Annotated in this window: 14 protein-coding genes; 10 read left to right on the forward strand and 4 right to left on the reverse strand. The window is 50.9% G+C overall.

The window, feature by feature from the left end:
* Positions 1-98 precede the first annotated feature (98 nt).
* Positions 99-3476: a polysaccharide lyase gene (locus P2G88_RS03450; protein WP_275794284.1), complete on the reverse strand. Its 3378-nt coding sequence runs from the start codon at positions 3474-3476 to the stop codon at positions 99-101.
* Between the two features lie 372 nt (positions 3477-3848).
* Here P2G88_RS03450 and P2G88_RS03455 point away from each other — a divergent pair, with 372 nt between their 5' ends.
* The 7 genes from P2G88_RS03455 to P2G88_RS03485 are packed head-to-tail and all read left to right on the forward strand — an operon-like array spanning position 3849 to position 12502.
* Positions 3849-4484, forward strand: a complete 636-nt coding sequence (locus P2G88_RS03455; RefSeq protein WP_275794285.1) for a hypothetical protein — start codon at positions 3849-3851, stop codon at positions 4482-4484.
* A gap of 44 nt (positions 4485-4528) precedes the next feature.
* Positions 4529-5470, forward strand: coding sequence for a glycosyltransferase family 2 protein (locus tag P2G88_RS03460; RefSeq protein WP_275794286.1), 942 nt, complete (start codon positions 4529-4531; stop codon positions 5468-5470).
* Positions 5467-6909: a DUF2264 domain-containing protein gene (locus P2G88_RS03465; RefSeq protein ID WP_275794287.1), complete on the forward strand. Its 1443-nt coding sequence runs from the start codon at positions 5467-5469 to the stop codon at positions 6907-6909. The genes P2G88_RS03460 and P2G88_RS03465 overlap by 4 nt, the downstream gene beginning before the upstream one ends.
* Before the next feature lie 26 nt (positions 6910-6935).
* Positions 6936-8702, forward strand: a complete 1767-nt coding sequence (locus tag P2G88_RS03470) for an asparagine synthase-related protein (protein WP_275794288.1) — start codon at positions 6936-6938, stop codon at positions 8700-8702.
* Between the two features lie 4 nt (positions 8703-8706).
* Complete coding sequence (locus P2G88_RS03475; protein WP_275794289.1) at positions 8707-9651, forward strand: polysaccharide deacetylase family protein; 945 nt, start codon at positions 8707-8709, stop codon at positions 9649-9651.
* A gap of 12 nt (positions 9652-9663) precedes the next feature.
* Entirely contained in the window at positions 9664-11919 is a 2256-nt protein-coding gene (locus P2G88_RS03480) for a GNAT family N-acetyltransferase (RefSeq protein WP_275794290.1), read from the forward strand.
* Between the two features lie 7 nt (positions 11920-11926).
* Complete coding sequence (locus P2G88_RS03485) at positions 11927-12502, forward strand: hypothetical protein (RefSeq protein ID WP_275794291.1); 576 nt, start codon at positions 11927-11929, stop codon at positions 12500-12502.
* Here P2G88_RS03485 and P2G88_RS03490 read toward each other — a convergent pair.
* A complete protein-coding gene (locus tag P2G88_RS03490; RefSeq protein WP_275794292.1) occupies positions 12486-13751 on the reverse strand; it encodes a hypothetical protein in 1266 nt (421 codons plus the stop codon). The genes P2G88_RS03485 and P2G88_RS03490 overlap by 17 nt on opposite strands.
* A gap of 2 nt (positions 13752-13753) precedes the next feature.
* Positions 13754-14788: a hypothetical protein gene (locus P2G88_RS03495; protein WP_275794293.1), complete on the reverse strand. Its 1035-nt coding sequence runs from the start codon at positions 14786-14788 to the stop codon at positions 13754-13756.
* Between the two features lie 203 nt (positions 14789-14991).
* On the opposite strand from P2G88_RS03495, the gene P2G88_RS03500 reads away from it, so the two are divergent.
* Together P2G88_RS03500 and P2G88_RS03505 are read left to right on the forward strand one after the other, a co-directional pair.
* Positions 14992-15780 carry a CocE/NonD family hydrolase gene (locus P2G88_RS03500; protein WP_275794294.1) on the forward strand — a complete coding sequence of 263 codons (789 nt, stop codon included), beginning with the start codon at positions 14992-14994 and terminating at the stop codon, positions 15778-15780.
* Positions 15780-16610, forward strand: coding sequence for a hydrolase 1, exosortase A system-associated (locus P2G88_RS03505; RefSeq protein ID WP_275794295.1), 831 nt, complete (start codon positions 15780-15782; stop codon positions 16608-16610). The genes P2G88_RS03500 and P2G88_RS03505 overlap by 1 nt, the downstream gene beginning before the upstream one ends.
* A 38-nt stretch (positions 16611-16648) precedes the next feature.
* Here P2G88_RS03505 and P2G88_RS03510 read toward each other — a convergent pair whose 3' ends face one another.
* Positions 16649-18490 (reverse strand): TonB-dependent receptor, encoded by a 1842-nt coding sequence (locus tag P2G88_RS03510; RefSeq protein ID WP_275794296.1) that lies wholly within the window; start codon positions 18488-18490, stop codon positions 16649-16651.
* Positions 18491-18641: 151 nt separating this feature from the next.
* Here P2G88_RS03510 and P2G88_RS03515 point away from each other — a divergent pair, with 151 nt between their 5' ends.
* A complete protein-coding gene (locus P2G88_RS03515) occupies positions 18642-20753 on the forward strand; it encodes a PQQ-dependent sugar dehydrogenase (protein ID WP_275794297.1) in 2112 nt (703 codons plus the stop codon).

A 20753-nucleotide genomic window follows, 5' to 3' on the forward strand; every position in this document is an offset into this window, starting at 1 on the left:
GCTGGCATGGACGTTGTCTAGAGTATCCGTCTCTTTGGCAGAATGCCCACAACCCCTTTTTCAATTGGCGTTGTGGGCTAATCCGGCCGGTTACATAATTAGTCAAGCGTAACGATATGCGGCTTATAGATCCAGACTTTGCTATCCACAAACATCACTACGCCATAGTTGTCGATGCTGGCCGTAAAGGGGAGCTCATAGCTGCCGAAGGGATAGCTCATATCTTCTATGGGGGTGTAGATGCCATTGTCCACATCCAAATCATACAAGCCGTTTTGGGTGAAAAGCAGATAGTTGCCTGTAACCGGATGCACAAGCAGTTTGTCGGCACGTATGGTTACTTCTTCCGGTAATTCGGGAAGCTCAGTGATATCGCTGTTTGCCGCTATTCGATAAAGCTTTTTGGGCTCATAGGTGCCCCCAGCTACCAACACTTCGGCACGTAGAGGGTTGTATCGTACCAGCGAGTGGTACCCCATTTTTTCTATCTTGCCTAACTGTTGCCAGGTTTGTGTCTGTTCAACGAACAACTCCAATCCAATGCGGCTGAGCCTAACAATCCCTCCAAGTTCAGGGAAATACTCGATGCTGGTGGTGCCGCTGGCAGGGAAGGGAGTTTCCGGTGTAGTGGTCCAGGTGTTATCCTCCAGAGAATACACATAAACCGCTTTGGCGCTGCTGACGTGGTAGAAAAAGCGGCCTGTGGCGCTGTCAAAGGCATTATTACCGTAAAGATGTCCGTAATTGCCTTGATGGGCCCACTCTCTGTCTTCATCGATTACACGCCATGTATTGTTTTGTTCGCTGTAGGCAACAAACTTGGGCTTCTTCCTGAATCCCATAAAGAACAACTGCTTGGTGCGGGGATCCCATTTTGCATCATCGGTCCAACCGGCGATATGCAGCGATTTTCCCTCGTATTGCACTTTTAATAAACTGTCACTGAGATTTTCGGTTTGCAGTACGCCCCATTGTCCAGGCTCCAGCATTGCAGATAAGGCTTCCAGGCTGGTGTGCGACGGCAGCTGCTCTTCAGGTGGTGAGGGGTTTCCGGGGGCTGGATTATCCGGTGTGCCAGGGCCTGTGGGTGTGAGCGGTAATAACTCCGGAGGTGTCAGGCCATTTAAGGTCACATAAAGCTGCGGATGTTGGGCTTGTAGCTGACTGTTCCGGGAGGTGAACTTATGGTTCCCACCTTGCGCGGTCAAGGCGATATTAATGCTGCCCATATCCCATTGGTTTTTAATTAATTCACCCACATCCAGTTGAATAAATCTGGGAGTGTCGGTGTCTTCAACAAAAGTGCTCGAATAGGGGATTGTGCCATGGGCAATGCCCTGCGCATCCCGCCAGTCACCCAGATAACGGGCCCAAGAGAGTTTTACAGAAGCATCGGCGTATTGGCGCGTAGCACCGTCGCTAATGCCCGCTCCCTCCCGCCACTGTTGATCGGAAGCGTAAACATGAAGGTCAGCATCGCCATGTTGCCTCTCATCAAATAGTACTAATCTGGCAGCGGTGATATCTCCAACAGGAATCTGAGTTGGCTGACTAAACCGCAGATACACCATGCCTGAAGAGCTTAAAGTATCATCGGTTCCCAACGCCTTGTAGGTAGAGCCGGAAATATGGGTGTCTTCAAGAATATCCAGACGAACAATATTCTGCTCATCCATCTCAACTTCCCACACATGCTCGGCAAACAAACCTTCAGGATCTGTGACCTCCAACGACACACTGTGTTCGCCGATATCCATCAGGCCAGGGGTATAACTGAAATAAGAGGTGCCGGTAGCTACCAGGCGGTCATCCAGAAACCAGTTGATTTGCAAGTCGTCGCCATCAGGATCGGTTATCTCAGCTTCAAACACGACTTCGGCGCCGAGCACAGCATTGACCAATGAGTCTTGCGGTTGGGTCTGGTTGATCTGTGGTGCTCGATTGGGTTCTGTTCCACCAATTGGAGCATTGGGATCGAGATAGCTGGGGCCAATATACTCGGTGGCTACCACAACGTTATCGATAAATGCATGCACAGTGCGGTCATTAGGGGTGGTACCGCCATGGTAGATATTCATCCAGATACGGTCGATCTTGATGTCGTCTTTGCCTTGATTGCGAAACTTGAGGTTGGTTAGTTCGTAAGCCGGCACACCGTCAATCCAGGCGCGAAAGACGCCGTCGTTCTCCCCGGGAGTATTGAGTTTGATATGTTGCTCGATGGCATACCATCGGTTTTTTTGTAGCGCGCCAATTCCCTTGCCATCCCAGGCAAGCACATCCCCATAGGGGCCTTCCATATCTGCATGATATAGATAGGTTCCCACTGGGACCCGACCCTGTAGCGGGTTGTTGCCCTGCACCACTTCCCTGAAGATCCCCCGTGCCGACCAGCCATTGTTACCATTGGAGGTACGGCCTCCCCACCCCCCTTCCAGTGAACCGCCATCGTAAATGCCAGCGATACCGGGAAGTTTTCCGCCATCTACGGTCTGCCACTTGTCACCAAAGCGAATGTGGTAGCGAAGATACACTTCCTCAGGTTCATACCCCAATTCCTCCTTGAACATATAGTAGAGGTTCATTGCCGTCAGTTCTCCCTGCGGCAACTGTGCTTGTAGTGCTTTGCCAAGAAGGGGAACAAACTTCTCTTCCGGATTTTCAGAAACCCGGCTAAGCGTTTCTCTGTCAGTGCCCGAGGACCATTGATTGCCCCAATTGCCTTGCTCGAAGTTGCTGCTTAGCAGCACTCTGCTGTCGGTATGAATGTCATAGTCGTTGGGATAGTCGGCTGAGAATCCATAGCCTCGTTCATTTGGTTGATATTCAACGTACGTGGGGTTGGCTGCAAACACCCCTACCACTGATGAGCCGTACTGTTTGTTGTTGATATTCATCACCAGCCGAGCGTCCAATACTTCCTCAACTTGCGCTTTTTGGTGAATTGGGAAATACAACAAGACGGATTCGCTGGTGTTAAGGGTGTCTCTATCTCCCAGACATTTGTAGGTGCTGCTGGCCAGATAAGTATCTGCTTGCACAGGAATTGTGTAGTTGCCTTGGGTTGTTTGCAGTTCTAGGACGGGGGCAAGCGAGGCATTTGAATGCTCCTTACTGAAGATTCGAAATGAACCTCCGACCATTTTCCTGAGGAGGAATCCTTTGTTCTTCAGCTCCCCCCGCAGCCATTGATGCACCAGTTGAGTGACATCAACTCTTAATTGCTGCTCTCGATCAATGTCTGGTACGTCGATGGTAGTGTAGGGAGTATTCCCTTGCGCAATTCCCAGGCTGTCCAGCCAATCACCGCCGTTGTTTTGCCATTGCAATTCAGCACCGCTGTTAAAAAAGGTGCTGGTGGCGCCATCATTGAGGCTCGAACCATTGCATGCGCCTTCTGCCCAAAGGGCATCTTGTGCTTGTACTGCGTAAAGAGGGAATACGGTCGCCAATGTGGCAATAATGCGCAAATGCATGCTCTGACCTCAAAGAAACTTAACTAAACTGAAGTGGACTTATCCACAAAAACGCACGGGGCATCAAACAAGCGTCCATGATAAAAGGGGTGAGACCAAATAGTAACCTTTAATTTGTCTGTTTAAGTATAGCGACAAACACTCTATTTTCGTATCGCTTGTGACTGGAATTTGTCTGGATTGTCGGTGTGGAAGTGTTTGTCCATGACTGGCAGTTACTTCATACGTATGTTTTTTAATATTGCTCATTTTGTTTTCTGAACTTATTTGAAGTTTTCACGAGGTATATAGCCAATGTTAGTGGAGGTGAATCTCTTCCCCAAATAGTGTATTAATGTGCATGATTAGCTGGAACTGAATAAGGATGCCGGAGTGAATAGGTGGTTTGCGGTTTGGCTGGTGTTGGTTTCGCCTTTGGCGCTGGCGCAAGGCATGCAAGATTGTGGTGATGTTTTTGAAACGGAAATCGGTCCCTTTGACTACAGTAGTCAGGCCGATAGAGACAAGATTCTGGGCACAGTAGAGCGTAGGCACTTTACGGCAAAAGTTGCTAATTTGATTAGTGGTGAGACAGGCAGCGAGATTATGCCTGACTTGGCTTATACCCTGGGTAAGTTCCCCAATCACTATCGTGCTTTACAGTCACTGATTCGCTATGAGGAAAAGTTGGGAGGGAAACTACCACAGTTACCCAACAAGAAATTCACTCAGAGCGTAGATTGTTATTTCAAGCGGGCTTTTCAGTTCCGCCCTCAAGATTTCAGGCTTTATCAACTCTACGGTATTTACTTCTACCAGAAGAAGGACTTCCAGCAGGCAATCAATAACTTCAAACGTGCTGAGTCACTCGTGTCTTCTTCAGAGATATTCTATAACCTCGGCCTGGCGTATTTTGAATTAAACGATTTAGAGAGCGCCAAGCTATACGCACAGAAAGCCTATGCGGCAGATTTCCCTTTGGATGGCTTAAAAAATAAGTTGAAGGCCAAGGGCGTCAAAATAGAATAGCCATCGGTTAGTAAAAAATTTCCATATATTTTTAAGGAATATCTGTGACGGCAGAAACTCTTCCTCTTGTCTCTATTGTAGTGCCCCTCTACAACGGCGAAAAACACATTGAGCAATGTATTGAGAGCTTATTGGGGCAACGTTACCCAAATAAAGAAGTCATCGTTGTGGATGACGGCAGTACCGACGGCTCGGCCGAAAAAGTAAAAGCCTTCGGGGATCGGGTCAGGTATGTCTATCAGGATAACGCCGGCTCGGCCGTCGCCAGAAACACCGGTATAGAGCACGCCAAGGGCGATTTTATCGCTTTTAATGATGGTGATGACATTTGGGCGCCCAACCGTTTGCACGAGCAGGTTGCCTTTTTACAGGCTCACCCGCAATACGGCGTGGCTACTGGTCGATTTGGTCATGTGGATGAGTCTTTTACCTTTGCTCAGGCGCAGCCCGTTGATGAGAGCAAACCGGTCACCATAGTTGAAAATCGTTCGGGGTGGGTCTATCACACGTTGTTTGAAACCTCCTGGTATCACATTATCGCCGCACTTGTCAGAGCGGAGGTATTGAAGACTGTGAGGTTTAATCCCCACTTCCGTCGTGGTCAAGACTATGATTTCTGGCTGCAGCTGGCCCACCGTACCCAAATTGCCCAGTTGGATAAGGTGTACGCCTATTATCGTAAGAATGCCGCCAGCATCTCCCACCGCCCGCATCTTCGCAACTATCGTGCAGAGATCATGGAAAATGCCGTGAACACCATGGGATTAAAGAGTCAGTCAGGTGAAGCGCTGTCCCAAGCGGATTTAACCCGGTTCTTTTTTAAGGTCTGGTTCGAACATGGCTATGAGCTGTTCCTGGCCAAGTGGTACAAAAAGGCCCTGAAGTCTTTTGCCACAGCTATTAAGTACAAACCCTTTCGTTTTGACGGGTACAAGTTTGTGATCCGCTGTCTGCTTAATCTATGGGCGGATGAGTCGCCTAAATGATAGGTTGGCAGGACCTGCAGCGTAGTGTTGCCTTCAGGCGCCAGCAGTGGCGCCGCTGGCGTTTATCTCGCCAGCCTTTTGCAGAAATGGATGCTGCTATTCAAAGCGCCTTTTCCTCCACCGAATTATCCGTTAGCGAAAAGCTGGAGCAACTGGTCGAATATTTTTGGACGGCCCACCGGCACTACCGTCATCCGCTCACCACCCGTGTTTATTATCCTGGTCTTGGCAGTATTTATGGGCCGGATAACGATGGCTTTGAAGGCATGAGCCGACTTTTGCCCTTGTGGGCAGCCTATATCTGTTCTCCCCATGCCAAGGAGAGTCTGTCGGCTGAGATGACAGACTATATGCTCAAAGTGCTGCGCACCGGCACGGACAAGACCAGCGACTGCTACTGGGGAGATATCGGCCATAAAAGCACCTTAATCTGCGAAGCGGCCGATATTGCCCTCGGATTATGGCTTGGGCGTGAAAAGCTGTGGCCGGCGCTGACTGAAAAAGAAAAACATAATGTGCTGCAATGGTTAAAGCAGGTCAGTGGAAAGCAAACTGCGGATAATAACTGGCATCTCTTTGTTGTACTGACAGAAAAAGTGATAGAAGCCCTGGAGCCTGGATACAAAGGGAATGTGGCGGACAGGTATAACAGAATAAAGTCCTTTTACCTTGGCCAGGGCTGTTTTAAAGACGGCGAGAATGGCCATGTGGACCTCTACAACCCTTGGTGCTTTCATTACATTCTTTATTGGCTGGACAGAATAGATCCGGGCTTTGATCCGGATTTTATCAAGCAGGCCATTTGTGACTACAGCCGCTGGTTTCGTTATCTCTTTACCTCTGAGGGCTGCCCTTTGTTTGGCCGCAGCCTGTGTTACAGAATGGCAATGCCGACGCCGGTACTGGCGGCCCATCACTATGCGCCTGATGAGTTCTCTGCCGGTGAATGCCTGAATATTTTTTACAGTTGTTGGGCCTTTTTTGTCGCTAACGGCGCGCTAAAGTTGGGCAAGCCCACCCAAGGCGTTTTTGCAGACGATGAGCGATGGTTAGATCCCTACAGTGGCCCTGCTAGTAGCTTTTGGGCTACGCGTTCACTGGTGCTTTATTTGCATCTGGCAGACGAGGTGCCGTGGTCAACGACTGCATTGCAGGCCTTGCCGGCTGAACGGGAAGAGGTCGAATTGGACATCCCTGAGGCGGGGATAAAGATTGAAACCAGGCCAAAGCAGCAGCTTAGCCGGGTGATTTTCACCCATCATCATGGGCAATTTGATGCCGGCCGATTGGCCTGTCCGTCACTTAAAGATAAAATCCGGCAGTGCTTATTGGGCGGTGTGCAGCGACCTGCAAATAACCTGCTTAAACAGGAAGTAAGAGTCTTTGATTCTCGCCTGGAGTATTATCGCCGTAAGCGGGTTATGGGCAGTATCTATTGATGGATGAAAAAATGATCGGGGAGACGATGACTAATCTCAAACAGGACCACGAGACAGTGCACACAGACTGTGAATCTTATGTAATCAACATAGGCAGCAGAAACTGTACTCTTTTGCTGGATAAAGAAGGGACATCGCGGGCCCAAAATGACAGCTTTGAGGTTTTTGCCCTGGGCCAGCCGCGCCGCTACGGTTCATCCCAATCTGTCACTGCCGGGGACCTCCTGCAATGGTTAGCAGATGGGCAGGCCATGCAGCAACTGTTCGATAATTTGGCCGGCCGCTTTGCACTGCTTGTTGTGGATAAGCCAAAACAGTCGCTGTCTATGCTGACCGATCATATGGCCAGCTTACCACTCTATTATGGTCTGAGCGGTAATCAGGTAGGAATAAGCAGTTCTTTGAGTCAGCTGATAGAAAACGGCATCATCGCTGCAAATATAAGTCGTCAGGCTGTTTTTCATTATGTCTATTTTCATTGTATTCCGGCGCCGCTAACCATTTATGCCAATGCCAGCAAACTCTGTCCTGCACAGTGGCTGGAGATTGACGAAAAACAGGTGGCCGAGCGCGGTAACCTCTATCGTCCCAAGTTTGCCCAGGAGCTTGAGCAGCAGGAAAACATGGAAGCCAAGTGCCTGCAGATGATTGAGTCGGCGGTGAAATACAGCGCCGATGCCCCTGATGTGGGCGCCTTCTTAAGCGGCGGATTGGACAGTTCAACCGTGGCCGGCATGCTGAAAAAAGTTAAGGGCGCTGCCCGTACTTTTTCGGTGGGGTTCAATGAACCCGGTTATGACGAAACCGAGTTTGCCATGATCACCGCCAGGCACTTTGAAACGGAGCATAAGACTTCCTACCTCGAGCCAGACTATATCAGTGAAAACTTTGCTAAGGTGGCTGAGCGCTTCGAGGAGCCCTTCGGAAATTCTTCAGCCCTGGCCGCGTTTTATTGTGCCTCTGAAGCCCATAAAGCCGGTATTCGCACCATGTTGGCTGGCGATGGCGGCGATGAGTTTTTTGCCGGCAACAGTCGCTATGCCAAGCAGAAGTTATTCCAGCCATTCGAAAACCTGCCCGGTGCCCTCAAAACTCTGATGCGGGGCATTTTTGTTAAAACTCCTCTGGCTAAGATCAAAGGTTTTAGCAAGGTGGCCAGCTATATACGCCAGGCGGACAACCCGCTTCCGGATAGACTACAGGAGTATAATTTCCTGCATCGCTTTGCAGCCGGGGAAATTTTTACCAAGGAATTCCTGGAAGGCGTGGACAAGGAGCTGCCCCTGCAGCAGTTGAGGCAGCGCTATCAGCAAGCCGACTCTGCTTCGCCGGTAGACCATATGCTCTATATGGATTGGAAATTCACCTTGGCTGACAATGACCTGGTTAAGGTCAGTAAGATGTGTGAAATGGCCGGTGTGGATGTTCGTTTCCCCTTCCTTGAAAAAGAGTTGGTGGATTTTAGCTGTAAGATACCGGCAGAAGTGAAATTACCGGGGCAAAAACTACGGCATTTCTTTAAACAGGCAACCCGCCAGTTTCTGGCCACCGAAACGCTGAATAAGCCCAAGCATGGGTTTGGATTGCCCTTTGGCCGTTGGATGCGCTCTACGCCCAAGCTGGTGGACATCACCCAATCGAGCCTGGAAAATCTCAAGAAGCGTAATATTTTCAAGCCGGAATTTATCGATAAGGCCCTGGCCATGCAGTCCCAGCAGCATGCCGCCTATTATGGCGAGCTGATCTGGATCATGACGGTACTGGAATTGTGGCTGCAGAGCCGGGAAGAGTAATGCCATGTTGCACCAACTTATCAGTCTTGGCTCCCGGTTAGCCGGAAAAAACAAGTTATCCATCCTGATTTACCATCAGGTGCTGGAGAGGCTGGATGACATGCGTCCCGGAGAGCCCGATCAGGAACAGTTTGATTGGCAGATGTCGCTGATTAGTCGCTATTTCACGCCGCTTCCTTTGGGGGAAGCTATTGAACGATTGCAGGCGGGTACCTTACCGCCAAAAGCGGTATGCATCACCTTCGATGACGGTTATCTGAACAACCTGACCCTGGCTGCCCCCATCCTTAAACGTTATGGCGTGCCTGCTACCGTATTTGTCGCCTCGGCTTTTAGCCAGGGCGAAAATATGTGGAATGACAAGGTGCTGGATCTGTTTGAACAGGCGGACAGCGATGTGATCGACTGCGAGGCTATTGGGCTTGGCAAGTTATCTCTTGCTGACGGGGCATCACGTCGCCAACTCGCCTACAAAACAATCGGTGTGCTCAAGTACCTTCCGGTGCAGGAGCGTTTGGAAAAGATCGCAGCACTGTATGCTGCCAATGGTGATATTCAGATCTCTCGCAAGATGATGTCTGAACAGGAGATCCGCCAGTTATCCGAGCTTGGCATCGAAATTGGCGCTCATACCCACAACCACCCGATTCTGAAAGGAATGTCACCACAGGCGGTGCGTGAAGAAATAGCAGAGAATGTGCGTCTGCTGGAGAGTTGGACGGGGAAGCAGGTGAAATCCTTTGCTTATCCTAATGGTAAACCCGGTAAAGATTTCGATGAGCACACGGTCGAAGTCGTCAAAGAGTTTCCTTTTAAGCAAGCGGTAAGCACAGAGTGGGGTGTTTCCAGGCCTGGTGCCGATTTGTATCGCCTCAAGCGTTTTACCCCCTGGGATCGTACCCCGCTGAAATTTCATTTACGCATGCTACTAAACCTCATAAAGCACTAGCCAAGGACAAAGATGAATAATAATAAGGCCATTGCGCTGGTAATAGGATTATGCAGTCATGGCGTGGCGATGGTCAGGGCGCTTAAAGCCAGCGGTGCCGAGGTACATGCCCTGGAGGCAAAGAAGCCGCTGCCCGGGATTGCCACTAACTGTGCAAAAGTGCATTTTGTGCAGAATATTAATGCCGATTCTCTGATTGACGATCTCCTGGCATTTCGCAAGAAAATTCCCGCCGATGTGCAAATCGTATTATTTCCCACAAATGACAATAACGTGCGCATTCTGGCAGAGCATTTTGATCGCCTGCAGGGGCAATATCTGCTCAGTTGGGGTCATTGTCGCGAACAGATCCAGAAGCTCTTGCTTAAGAGCAATATCGAAGCCCGTTGTAAGGAAATGGGAATTCGCTATCCCCAGTCGCTGGTGCTGAATACGCCCGAAGATGTGGATCTGGCTGTCGCGAATTTCGAGTTTCCCGTATTGATCAAGCCGGTAAAGCCGCAGTCGGGCTTTAAAGCGCTTCGCTGTGACGATGAGGCCAGTCTGCGCGGCTATATTCAGAAATTTAGCCAGGATCTGCCGATTCTGTTGCAAAACTGGATCACCGGCACCGACAAGGATCTTTTTTTCGGCGCCCTTTATCTGGATAAGGGCCGTATTGTGACCCGTTTCTGCGGCAATAAGCTGGAGTCTTTTCCACCGGCCATGGGGCAAACCACCGTGGCGGTTTCGGCCCATAACGACGACGTGCTGGCGATCACCGAGCAATTCTTTGACGGTTTGGGACTAAGCGGGCCGGTGTCGTTGGAGCTTAAACGCGATGACAAAGGCCGCTACTGGGTAATTGAGCCCACCGTGGGGCGAACCGACTTTTGGGTGGGACTTTGCACCCGCGCCGGGGTAAACCTGCTGGCACTGGAGCATCAGAATGCATTGGGGCAAACGTTGACCCCACCTGAAGCCGTGAGGCGCGCCATCTGGTTTGACAGCGAAAAAGATGTGCTGGCGGTGTTTCGTCATGCCGGCAAAATCCTCCCCTTGGCGACCAACAGATATCGTCCGACCTTTGCCTATTTTGATATGGGTGACCTCGGTCCGTTCGGCGTGGCCTTTAAGAAGCTGCTGGGCAGAATTCCGGAGTATGTGTCCAGAAAACTGCGCGCATCGTCCTCGTCTCTGAACAATGTTGGCGAATTGGTTATCAGGGAATTTGGCAGCATTGAGACCTTGCCTGAGGAATGCAATGCTTTTTTGAATGAACACGCCAAGGTGCCGATTTTCTCTTATAGCTGCTGGTACCAGAACTTCTGCCACACGGTGGCCAATCGTCAGGGCCGGGTCAGGTTGCTGTGCCTGTATAAAGACGGACAACTGGCGGCCATGTTGCCCATGTGGTCGCATCGTGAAAAAAATACCCGCTTTATTTCCAGCCTGACCAACTATTACACACCGGTGTATTCCATGAGCTGGGATGAGAGCCTGGTGGAGGAACAAACCGCGGTAGCGGCGATGCTGGACTATGTCAGAAAAGGGGCCTGGGATGTGATTTATCTCTCGCCCATGGCCGAGGAGACTGTCGAGCACTGGAAGACGGCAGCCGGGCAAGCAGGTTTGGCCAGCTTCCCATACTACGTGACCAAAAACATGTATGAAGAGGGGGTTTCCAGCTTCCACCAATACATGAAGGGGCGCCCCAGTCGCTTGAAAAATACCGTCAAGCGCAAGCATAAGAAACTGGATAGTCAGGGAGACTGGCATTTGGAGGTCTTTACCGATATTCAAAGCCTGGAGAGAGTGCTACCCATCTATCACCGTGTCTATAACCATAGCTGGAAGCGCACAGAGCCCTATCCAGAGTTTATCGATGGCTTGGCGCACCTTGGCGCGCAGCGGGATTGGCTACGATTAGGGATGCTGAGCATCAACGGTAATCCGGTAGCGGTGCAATTCTGGCTGGTAGCCAAAGGCACTGCCTTTATTTACAAACTGGCTTACGACAGCGCCTATGCCCAATATTCGCCCGGCACATTGCTAACCCATCATCTGATGCGCTATGTGATTGAGCAGGACAAGGTCAGTAAAATCGATTTCTTGACCGGTGGCGAGTCTTTCAAACTGGACTGGATGACATCTTATCGCAATCTTTACGGGGTACAGATCGTCAATAAGCTCAGTCCCATGGGCTTTTTCTATTATCTGCGCAACACCGCCAGCAATCTGCGTAAAGCCCTGACCAAGTCAAAAAGCAGTCAGGATTTAATCGAGTGAGATACTGATGTTACTTCAATGGATCCGCAATCGTTATGCCAGTGAGCGTGGTTTGGTCAGATATTGGCTGGGCCAGTTGGAGTCATGCCTGGGACGAACCAGGGAGTTTGAACAGGTGGACTTGGCCCGGGCAGAGCGGCTGGTGTTTGTTTGCCTTGGCAATATTTGTCGTAGCCCCTTTGGCGAGTATGTGGCCCGTCGTGAGGGGATTGAGGCCGTTGGCTTCGGTCTATCCACCACCACCGGCATGCCTGCATTTGCGCTGGGGCAGGAAACGGCGAGGGACTATGGCATCGATATGTCTGCCCACAAGACCACGGATATCAGCGATTTTGACATTAAGGATTCGGATTTGTTGCTGGTGATGGAAGTGCGCCATGCCAGGCGCTTAAAAGCGAGGCTTGGCGGCAGCAAGGCGCAGATAGCCCTGCTTGGTCATTGGGCCAAGCCCAGGCACTTGCATATCCACGATCCCCATGTGCATGACAAAGCCTATTTCAGCCATTGTTACGGCATTATCGAGCAGGCGACCGAAAGGCTTTGCCAACAATGGAAAGCCGCCCGGGCTAGCCGCCAATCCTAAGGAGCTTTTTCAGCATGCCTAGCAAATCCATCATCGCCGGTTTGGGATCCCGCCAGTCAAACAGGTAATAACGGGTACTGGGACTGAAAAAATCGGTAAAGACCCTGGCAAAGGTGGCTAAGCGGCTAAAGTGGCGGGACTTGTCCTGAATAAGGTCAGCCCGGAAGCAGATGCGATACAGGCGTTTAAGCTCTACCAACAGGTTGCGGCAACGAATATGCTCGTTAAGCGGCTCTTGACGTGGTGTCTTACCCAGCCCCAGTACCTGATAACTGAACCAGGCGAAAGGGGCATTGGCATGATAGGCCAGGGGATAACTTCCCCAGAAGCGGCCATTGATTTCCATCAGTACTGCGCGATTTTCTTTCGGATCATAGCGGTACTCGACCATGGCTACGCCGGTCCAGTTGAGGGCACGTAACAGGGCCAGGGATTTTTCCTGCAGGGCCTGGAATTGCGTCAGTGGTATAGCTTCGCAAAGGGATGAATATCCTCCCTCTGGCGGCCATTCGTGAATGCGTCTGTGCTGGAAGCGCAGCAGATCTTGGCCCTTGTGTATAAAGAAAAACTGCCCCAGCCCATGACCGGCGCAATACTCCTGTATCAGTGGATAATGACCAAGGGGAATAAAACCGGCCATCACCTGGCGCAATTCATCTGCGCTATACACATAGCGCAGCTTTTCTATCTTTATGCCCAAATTCCCCGCCGGCTTCATCACATCATGGGGATTGGCCCACTTGAGAATGGCGGGAAAACGCAGACCGCCGATAATCTCTTCCAGCTTTTCATAGGCATCAAGTTGAAAACTTCGCGGTACCTCAATGCCGACGGCCTCGGCGGCAGTCATAGTTTGCTGTTTATCCAGCACCTTTGCCATTTCATCCAGTCCGGGAACCAGGGGTGTGAGGCCGGTGAGGCGCGTGGCCACCAGGTTAAAAAACAGGATGTCGTCTTCGGATACACACAGCAGGAATCTGGCGCCGCTTTGCGCCTGGATGTCGTTAAGTGCCTGTATCCGCTCTTCTTCCTGAAGATTGTTCAGCACATGGCGCTGATGGACATAACGGGAATAGAGTCCAACCGCGCCGGGCTTTTTGCCGATGGCGATCACTTTGACGCCACGTTTGCCCAGCTCTCGGATGATATTCAGGCCAATTTGCGTGTCCACCCCATAAACAATGACCGGGGCTTCGCTGGCTGGGACGTTGGTGGACAAGGTGCCTTCCTTTTCTTTGTGTGCTTGCATGGCTAATACTGCCAAAGGCTATCGTTAAGTTTGTTGTGCAATTTCCTGCCTAGTGCGTAGTAGGAAGGGATGCTTAAGGGGGCTTCCTGCTTCTGTGTGGCGGTCCATTGCTCGTGATGGCGACCAAAATCCGCGGCCACAAAATCCTGATCATGGCTTTGCACAAAACGGCAGAGGTTGAGCAAGCGCTCCTGGTTTACCCGGTTTCGACGTAGCTGTTTGTATTGTGGATCACGGCTTTTAAAAAATTCGAAAGGGTGGGTCAGAATAATCACCTGTTCAATGCCGAGGCTCCTGGCTTTCCACAGTAAATGCCGCATTTCCGGCCAGGAGCAACTGGTGATCTGCAGGGATTTCATATGGGTTTTGCCAAACCAACTTGAATCGGCATAGGTGAGTACCGGCAATTCCATTACGCCTTCGATGAGATGGCGGCCGCTGTCTAACTGCAGAGCGGGATCATCGGGTCGGTACACGCCGGTGGCGATATTGGAACTCAGCTTAATACCAAGCTCAGCCAGCACCTGGTAGGTAGTGAGATCGGCACGCAGATTACCCGTGCGTATGGCTTTGGGGGCCTCACCGGTCAGCCGCTTAAAACCATCGATGCAATAGGAAAACACCTGACGTAAATAGTCTGCTTGCTGATTAGCGCAATCGTCCTGTCGTGGAAACTGACCGTAACCATCTTCCTTGTCGAAGCTCATCCATACCGGATGTACATGTAACTGAATATCCTGGTCGGCTTGCTTTAAATCATTCACCACCCTGGCCATGGGTTCATCACCGAAATAACGCAGGTTGGCCGTCTCGGTAAAAAAGGTGGCGCGTATACCGAACCGGTTAAAACAGTCCAGCATAAATCCAAGTCCCTGCTGACCTTCCGGCGTCGGCCCATAAACCAGGGGATGGGAGACGGGGAATCGGCTTTGCGGGGATTGAAAATGTCCGGCAATGCTAAATTCCGTGTCGATACTGATACACACTTGCGTCGGGGCCAAATGTGGCGACGGCTGGTGCTTTCCTGTTACCGGCATACCCTGGTTATTATCCTTATATTCGAAGCGGATCTGAGTTGCGCATAGTATAGGGATTGCGCTTTGACAAAAGAACCTCTTTGTATTCATTGTTAGCATTAGCCAGGTCAAGCTTAGAGGCAGAAGGATTGGCATTCTTTGTCACTAGGGTATTATCCCTTGCTCGTCTTCATCCCAACGTGATTGCAATAAGGAGTGCATAAGTGCAGGGACATTTTATCCAGGGTCATAAACATCGATTGTTTGTCTTGCAGCTTGGGGCGTTGCAGCCACAGCGTTGCATCCTCTGCTTGCCCCCGCTATTTGAAGAAATGAATCTCAGCCGGGCCATTATCGCTAAGGCAAGCCGCTATCTGGTGGAAAAGGGGTATACGGTATTTTGTCTTGATTATGCCGGTACCGGCGACAGCGAGGGAGAGCTGGAGTCGGTGGATGCTGAACTATGGCGTCAGGATCTGAAACTCACCCTGGACTGGTTGGCCGAAAAGGGCGTTCAAGATCCCGTTTTGTGGGGCGTCCGCTTTGGTGCGCTTTTAGCCATGGCCAATCTTGATGAACTGTCAACGCGCTATCCCGGGATATCATGCCTGCTTTGGAAACCGGTTTTAAACGGCAAATTATTGATGAGCCAATTTATTCGGGTAAAACAGGCCAACGCGATGATTCAGGGTGATGAGAAAATTGATTGGCGCAAAAAAATACTGGAGGGCGAAACCGTGGAGGTGGCGGGTTACCCAATTTCTGCCGCCTTACTACAAACGGTTGAATCAATGGTTATGCCCTCTGAGTTGCCCGAAAACAGCGCTGTTGCCTGGATGGAGCTGGCTTCTGCAAATTTACCCCTGGCGGTTAACAAGCTCAAAGATCAATGGCACCGGCCGGGCGTTGTTTTCCAATCTGCCGAAGGGCTGCCATTTTGGCAAACGCCTGAATTGTTCGAGCAACCAGAGCTGCATGCACCGACCTATAGTCTGCTACAGGAGTTAAATTAATGGAAAAGGCTCTGGTATTTGAATGTGAAGGACAAGAGCTGATAGGTATTTTACATCAGCCTGAGCAGCCGCAGAGCATCGGTGTGTTATTGGTGGTTGGTGGCCCCCAATACCGTGTAGGTAGCCATCGTCAGTTTGTGCTGTTATCCCGCTATTTGGCAAGCCAGGGCATTGCATCCATGCGCTTTGATTATCGGGGCATGGGCGACAGTGCAGGTGACAAGCAGGTATTTGATGCTATCTGTGCCGATATCAAAAGCGCGTGCGACCATTTTTGCCTGCACACCGGACTGGAAAAAGTCGTTATCTGGGGGCTGTGTGACGCCGCATCGGCAGCCATGATCTATGCCCACAAAGACGACAGGATAGCGGGTTTGGTATTACTGAATCCCTGGCTGCGAAGTGAGCAATCCAGGGGTAAGACCATGGTCAAGCACTATTACCTTAAGCGTTTGATGTCCAAAGATTTCTGGATGAAGTTCCTAAAAGGTAAAGTCAGTGTGGGTAGCAGCTTGAAAGACGCGAAGGGCTTTGTCAGGGATAGTATGGGGGAGGCGGCGATAGATAAAGGCGCTTACCAGGAGAGAATGCGGGCAGGTCTGCATAAGTTCGACGCGCCGGTTTGTCTGATTCTCAGTGGTCAGGATCTTACGGCCAGGGAATTTGAAGAACAGGCGATGCAGGGTAAGGCGTGGAAGCTTGCTGAAAGAACCGGCTTTGAGTTACACAGGCTGTTGGGTGCCGACCACACGTTTTCTGCTGCCCAGTTTAAGCAGCAGGTAGAGCAAATCAGTGCACAATTTGTCAGTTCTCTGAGCCGTGCCGGCTGACAGATGATTAGGCGCCACCGAGGGTGGCGCACAAAATTTTACAGGGTGTACCTAAGCCCCAGACGCCATTGACGACCGGTTTCGTTAAAGCCGATGGATTGTTCGTAGGCTTTATCCAGCAGGTTGTCGATTGCCAGCGTAAATGCCAAATCCTCAGACCACTGCCAGCTTCCTGCCAGCGCCAGCTCCGTATAGCCGCCCAGAGTCAGGCTACCTGTCGGTATGGCGCTATCCAAAAACTCACTGCGTGAATCGGCCGTAAGGCTTATTTGCAGCGCATCGAAGCTGGCCTGTAAGGCAAAGCCGGCGTTCCAATGGGGGCGGCGGCGTAACTTGGTCTCACCGGCATCCACATCCAGATAGCTGATATCCAATTGCGCATTAAGCCATGCAGCAATATTGCCTTGGATTTGCCATTCAACACCCTGAGTGCGTACCTTGGCCCTGTTGACCGATGTGAACAGTTCGGGATCAAAGTCGACTAAATCCTCGAAGTCATTATGAAAGGCGACAAGCTGAGTGCTACTTTGCGAGGACAAAGTCCAGGAAAAGCCTATTTCCTTGTTACTGCTTTTTTCCGGTTGCAGCGCCGGATTGCCTATCAGTGGGTGCGCCAGGGCAAAGAAGCTTGGCAATTTATAACCCTCGGCAAAGCCGCCAAATAGTCTGAAATCCTCTGAAAAGCGATAGCCGGCCTGAACTCTGGAAGACAGTTCGTTATCAAACTGGGTCGGTGAATCCCATCTCAGGCCGAGTTCCAGTGCCAATGCGTTATATTCGCGGGAGGCCTGGGTAAACAGGCTGTAGACCTCCTGCTCTAATTTAAAATCCACAGGCAGGGGGAAGCCGAAATCCAGGAAGCCGTTATTCTCACCAATAGATTTTTGTCCTTCCATGCCGGCTACCCAATGCCAGGCATTGTCCGGTGCGAAGGTTGCAAATAACTGCCCTTCTGTTTGACGGTAGTCCGAGCTGATAGTGCTCGCGGGGATACCGCTCAGTACTGCTTCTGCAATTCCAGGGCTTTCTGCATCTTCCTGGTGTCTGGACCAGGACAGCTTGGCGCTCAGTTTGAGATTGTCATCTGCGTGCCAGTTTCCCTGAACGCCTGCCAAAAACTGTTCGCCATCTCGACTCTCTGGCTGCCTGATGGTGGCAAAGCGCTGTCCGCCGCTGTCCTCGGGAAAGGCGCTGCTGTCTTGCTGTGAGTGGCTTAATAGTAGCTGATAATCGCTGTTCTCATTTTGCCCCATCAGCTTGAACAGAAACTGTTGGTTCTCGTAGTCGGAAAAGTCGTTTGCGTTCTGGCTGCTGTATGCCGCATTAAACAGGGTGGAAATGTCATTGCCAAGGGGTGACGCCAGACTCAGGCTTGCCCTTTTCTGGCTGTCTGAACCGGTTTCCAGAGTCAGGCCGCGATAGTCGCTTTGACGGGTGATAAAATGAATCACCCCACTGACGGCTTCGCCTCCGTAAACGGCGCTGACGCCACCACGGTAGACCTCGACCCTTTCCAGTGTCGCCGGATCGAGCAGGTTAAAATCAAAGCCACCGCCCCTGCTGTTGGTAGGGTCGTTGACCACCACATGATCAATCATGATCAAGGTGAAGTTGGATTCGCCACCGCGAATGGAGACGAAAGATTGTCCGCCGGCAGCACCGTTTTGTGAGATCAACAGATGCGGTATATGACGCATCAAATCGACGGTTGTGGCAGGGTTCAGACGGTCAATATCATCCCGTGAAAGGGTGCTTTGTGGCGCCAGGTGTTGCATGTCCAAACGGGAGCCGGTGACCAGCATGGACTCCATGGTCTGTGCCACGGAAAAGGAACTCAAACCTATACTCAACAGGGCCACGGAAAGCGCGCTTAACTTCACATTATCTCCTTATTTTTCTTCAAAATTCACTTGTCTTGGTCAAGTGGCGGTTGGCAATATACAGATCCAAATCCTGTACGTCATGCAATTGACATGAATTTTGGGTGACCCGCGGCATGTAGCCGCCGGCATAAACTCGTAAGGAAGACTAGTGAGACAAGAAGCGTATCGAGGCTGGTTGTCAGCCCTGACACAACTGATTTTGATAGCCATCGCCTGTGTGGCCGGGTATTACCTGAGCAGAGAGGTGGATATCATTCCTAAAGCGATACTGCACTTACCGGCGGTACATGTCAGCCAGGCGGACATGTGGAGCCTGACGCGGATATTTGTAGCGACCTATGCACTGCAGATCGGCCTGACCTTATTACTTTATCGAACCGGCAGCTTCAGTAACCTTAAGCGCTTCGCCAATGAATATCTTTTCTATTTATTTGCCTACACCAGCGCCTCGCTTTACAGCTTTTTGGCTACCACCATCAATTATGATCCCCAACTGATTGCTGCTATCGGCTTGTTGTCGACCCTGCTGTATGTGATGGCCATGCTGGTGGCGATGATTAAACGGGGGGAAGCAGCATTTTTCCCTGCATTGGCGCAGGTAATCGGCGCGTTGTTGAAGCGAATCGCCTCCATTCCCGGTGTGATTGCAATACTGTACTTCCTGGTGCCGCTGGCGATGGGCAAGGCATTTACATCCGACAGGGATATTGCCAACAGGATCACACAAATCCGCATCTGGTTTAATCCGGTGGAAACCTCAGAGTGGGGCCTCAAAAACCTGTTCCCGGGAACGGTTTTTGCCCAGCCTGTTCTTGTCAGGCAGGCGCCAGGCGATGCCCAAGGCTTGTATGTGCTTGAGCGTAACGGGGTGGTGTATCGTGTGGATTTCCCGTCCGGTGACAATAAGCAATTGGCCCTGGATATCAGCGACCAACTGGGCGAGGTTGAAGTGGAGAATGGCGCCGTAGGACTGGCCTTCCATCCACAATTCAATCAGCAAAAGGGTAAGGATTACGCCTATCTCTATTACACTGATACCCGTCCCGAGGAAGGCCAGGTTAACCGACTCTCGCGTTTTGATTTCAGCCTGACAGATCCTGCACAGCGTAAGGCCTCGGAGCAGGTTCTACTGGCATTGCCCCGTACCAAAGACGGCTTCCACAACGGCGGCTCGGTGGAGTTTGGTCCCGACGGGTATCTTTACATCGGTTTGGGTGAGGGCGTACACCCCAAGAGAATCAAAACCTCAGATGTGGTATTGAGATCCGGCATATTGAGATTGGATGTGGATATGGATACCTCCCGCAGCATTGATCCCGAACCCTTCGAGCATGGCGAGTTAAATCATTATCTGGTGCCAAAGGACAACCCCTTTGTTGGCCGGGATGATATTCGTAACGAATATTGGGCCCTGGGGCTTAGAAACCCTTTCCGCTTTACCTTTGATCCAAAAAACGGTGATTTGTGGCTGGGTGATGTGGGCTCCACAATATGGGAAGAAGTTAACCTGATTGAAAAAGGTAAGCACTACCAGTTCCCCTTTATCGAAGGATATGAAAAAAGCGGCAATAATGCTTGGGAAGATCTTGGCTTGCCGGAAGTTGGCCCGGTTTATACTTACCAGCACAGCGCTTATGATCGTGCCGTGATAGGCGGGATGGTTTATCGTGGCGATAACTACCCCTCGTTAAAAGGCAAATATGTGTTTGCCGATAACTATTCGGCCAAGCTTTTTGTAATGCCGGCAGATCAACCCAAAGTGGAAGAGGTCAAACTCATTGCCAGAGCCAACCAATACGCACAGCGCGGTGTAAGTTCTGTTGTGCAGCTGGATAGTGGCGAAATCCTGGTTACCACTTTGGGGGCGGCGTCGGAGCCAAGCGGTGAGGTCTTATTGCTGGTTAAGGCTGAAGACGCCGATGTGTTTGAAGAAGAGCCACAAGACACCACGCCCAAGGATTATGATGAGGATACGACGGCCGCCCTTTATGCGGTAAATTGTGCTCGTTGCCATGGTGCTACCGGGGATGGACAAGGGCCGGACTCAGGCATGTTGGGCGTGGAAATGCCGGACTTCACTTCCCCTATGTTCCACTTTAAACGATCGGCAGAAGATTTACATGCGGTCATCGAGAAAGGCGGGGTGCAAATGAATATGAGCCCGATGATGCCGCCATGGGGTGGTTTCCTCAAGCCCCAGGAAATAGAGCATTTGGTGATCTATCTGCAATCCTTACCAGATAAGCATCATCACCATTAA

The sequence above is a fragment of the Aliiglaciecola sp. CAU 1673 genome (assembly GCF_029223185.1).
Lineage (GTDB): Bacteria > Pseudomonadota > Gammaproteobacteria > Enterobacterales > Alteromonadaceae > Bowmanella.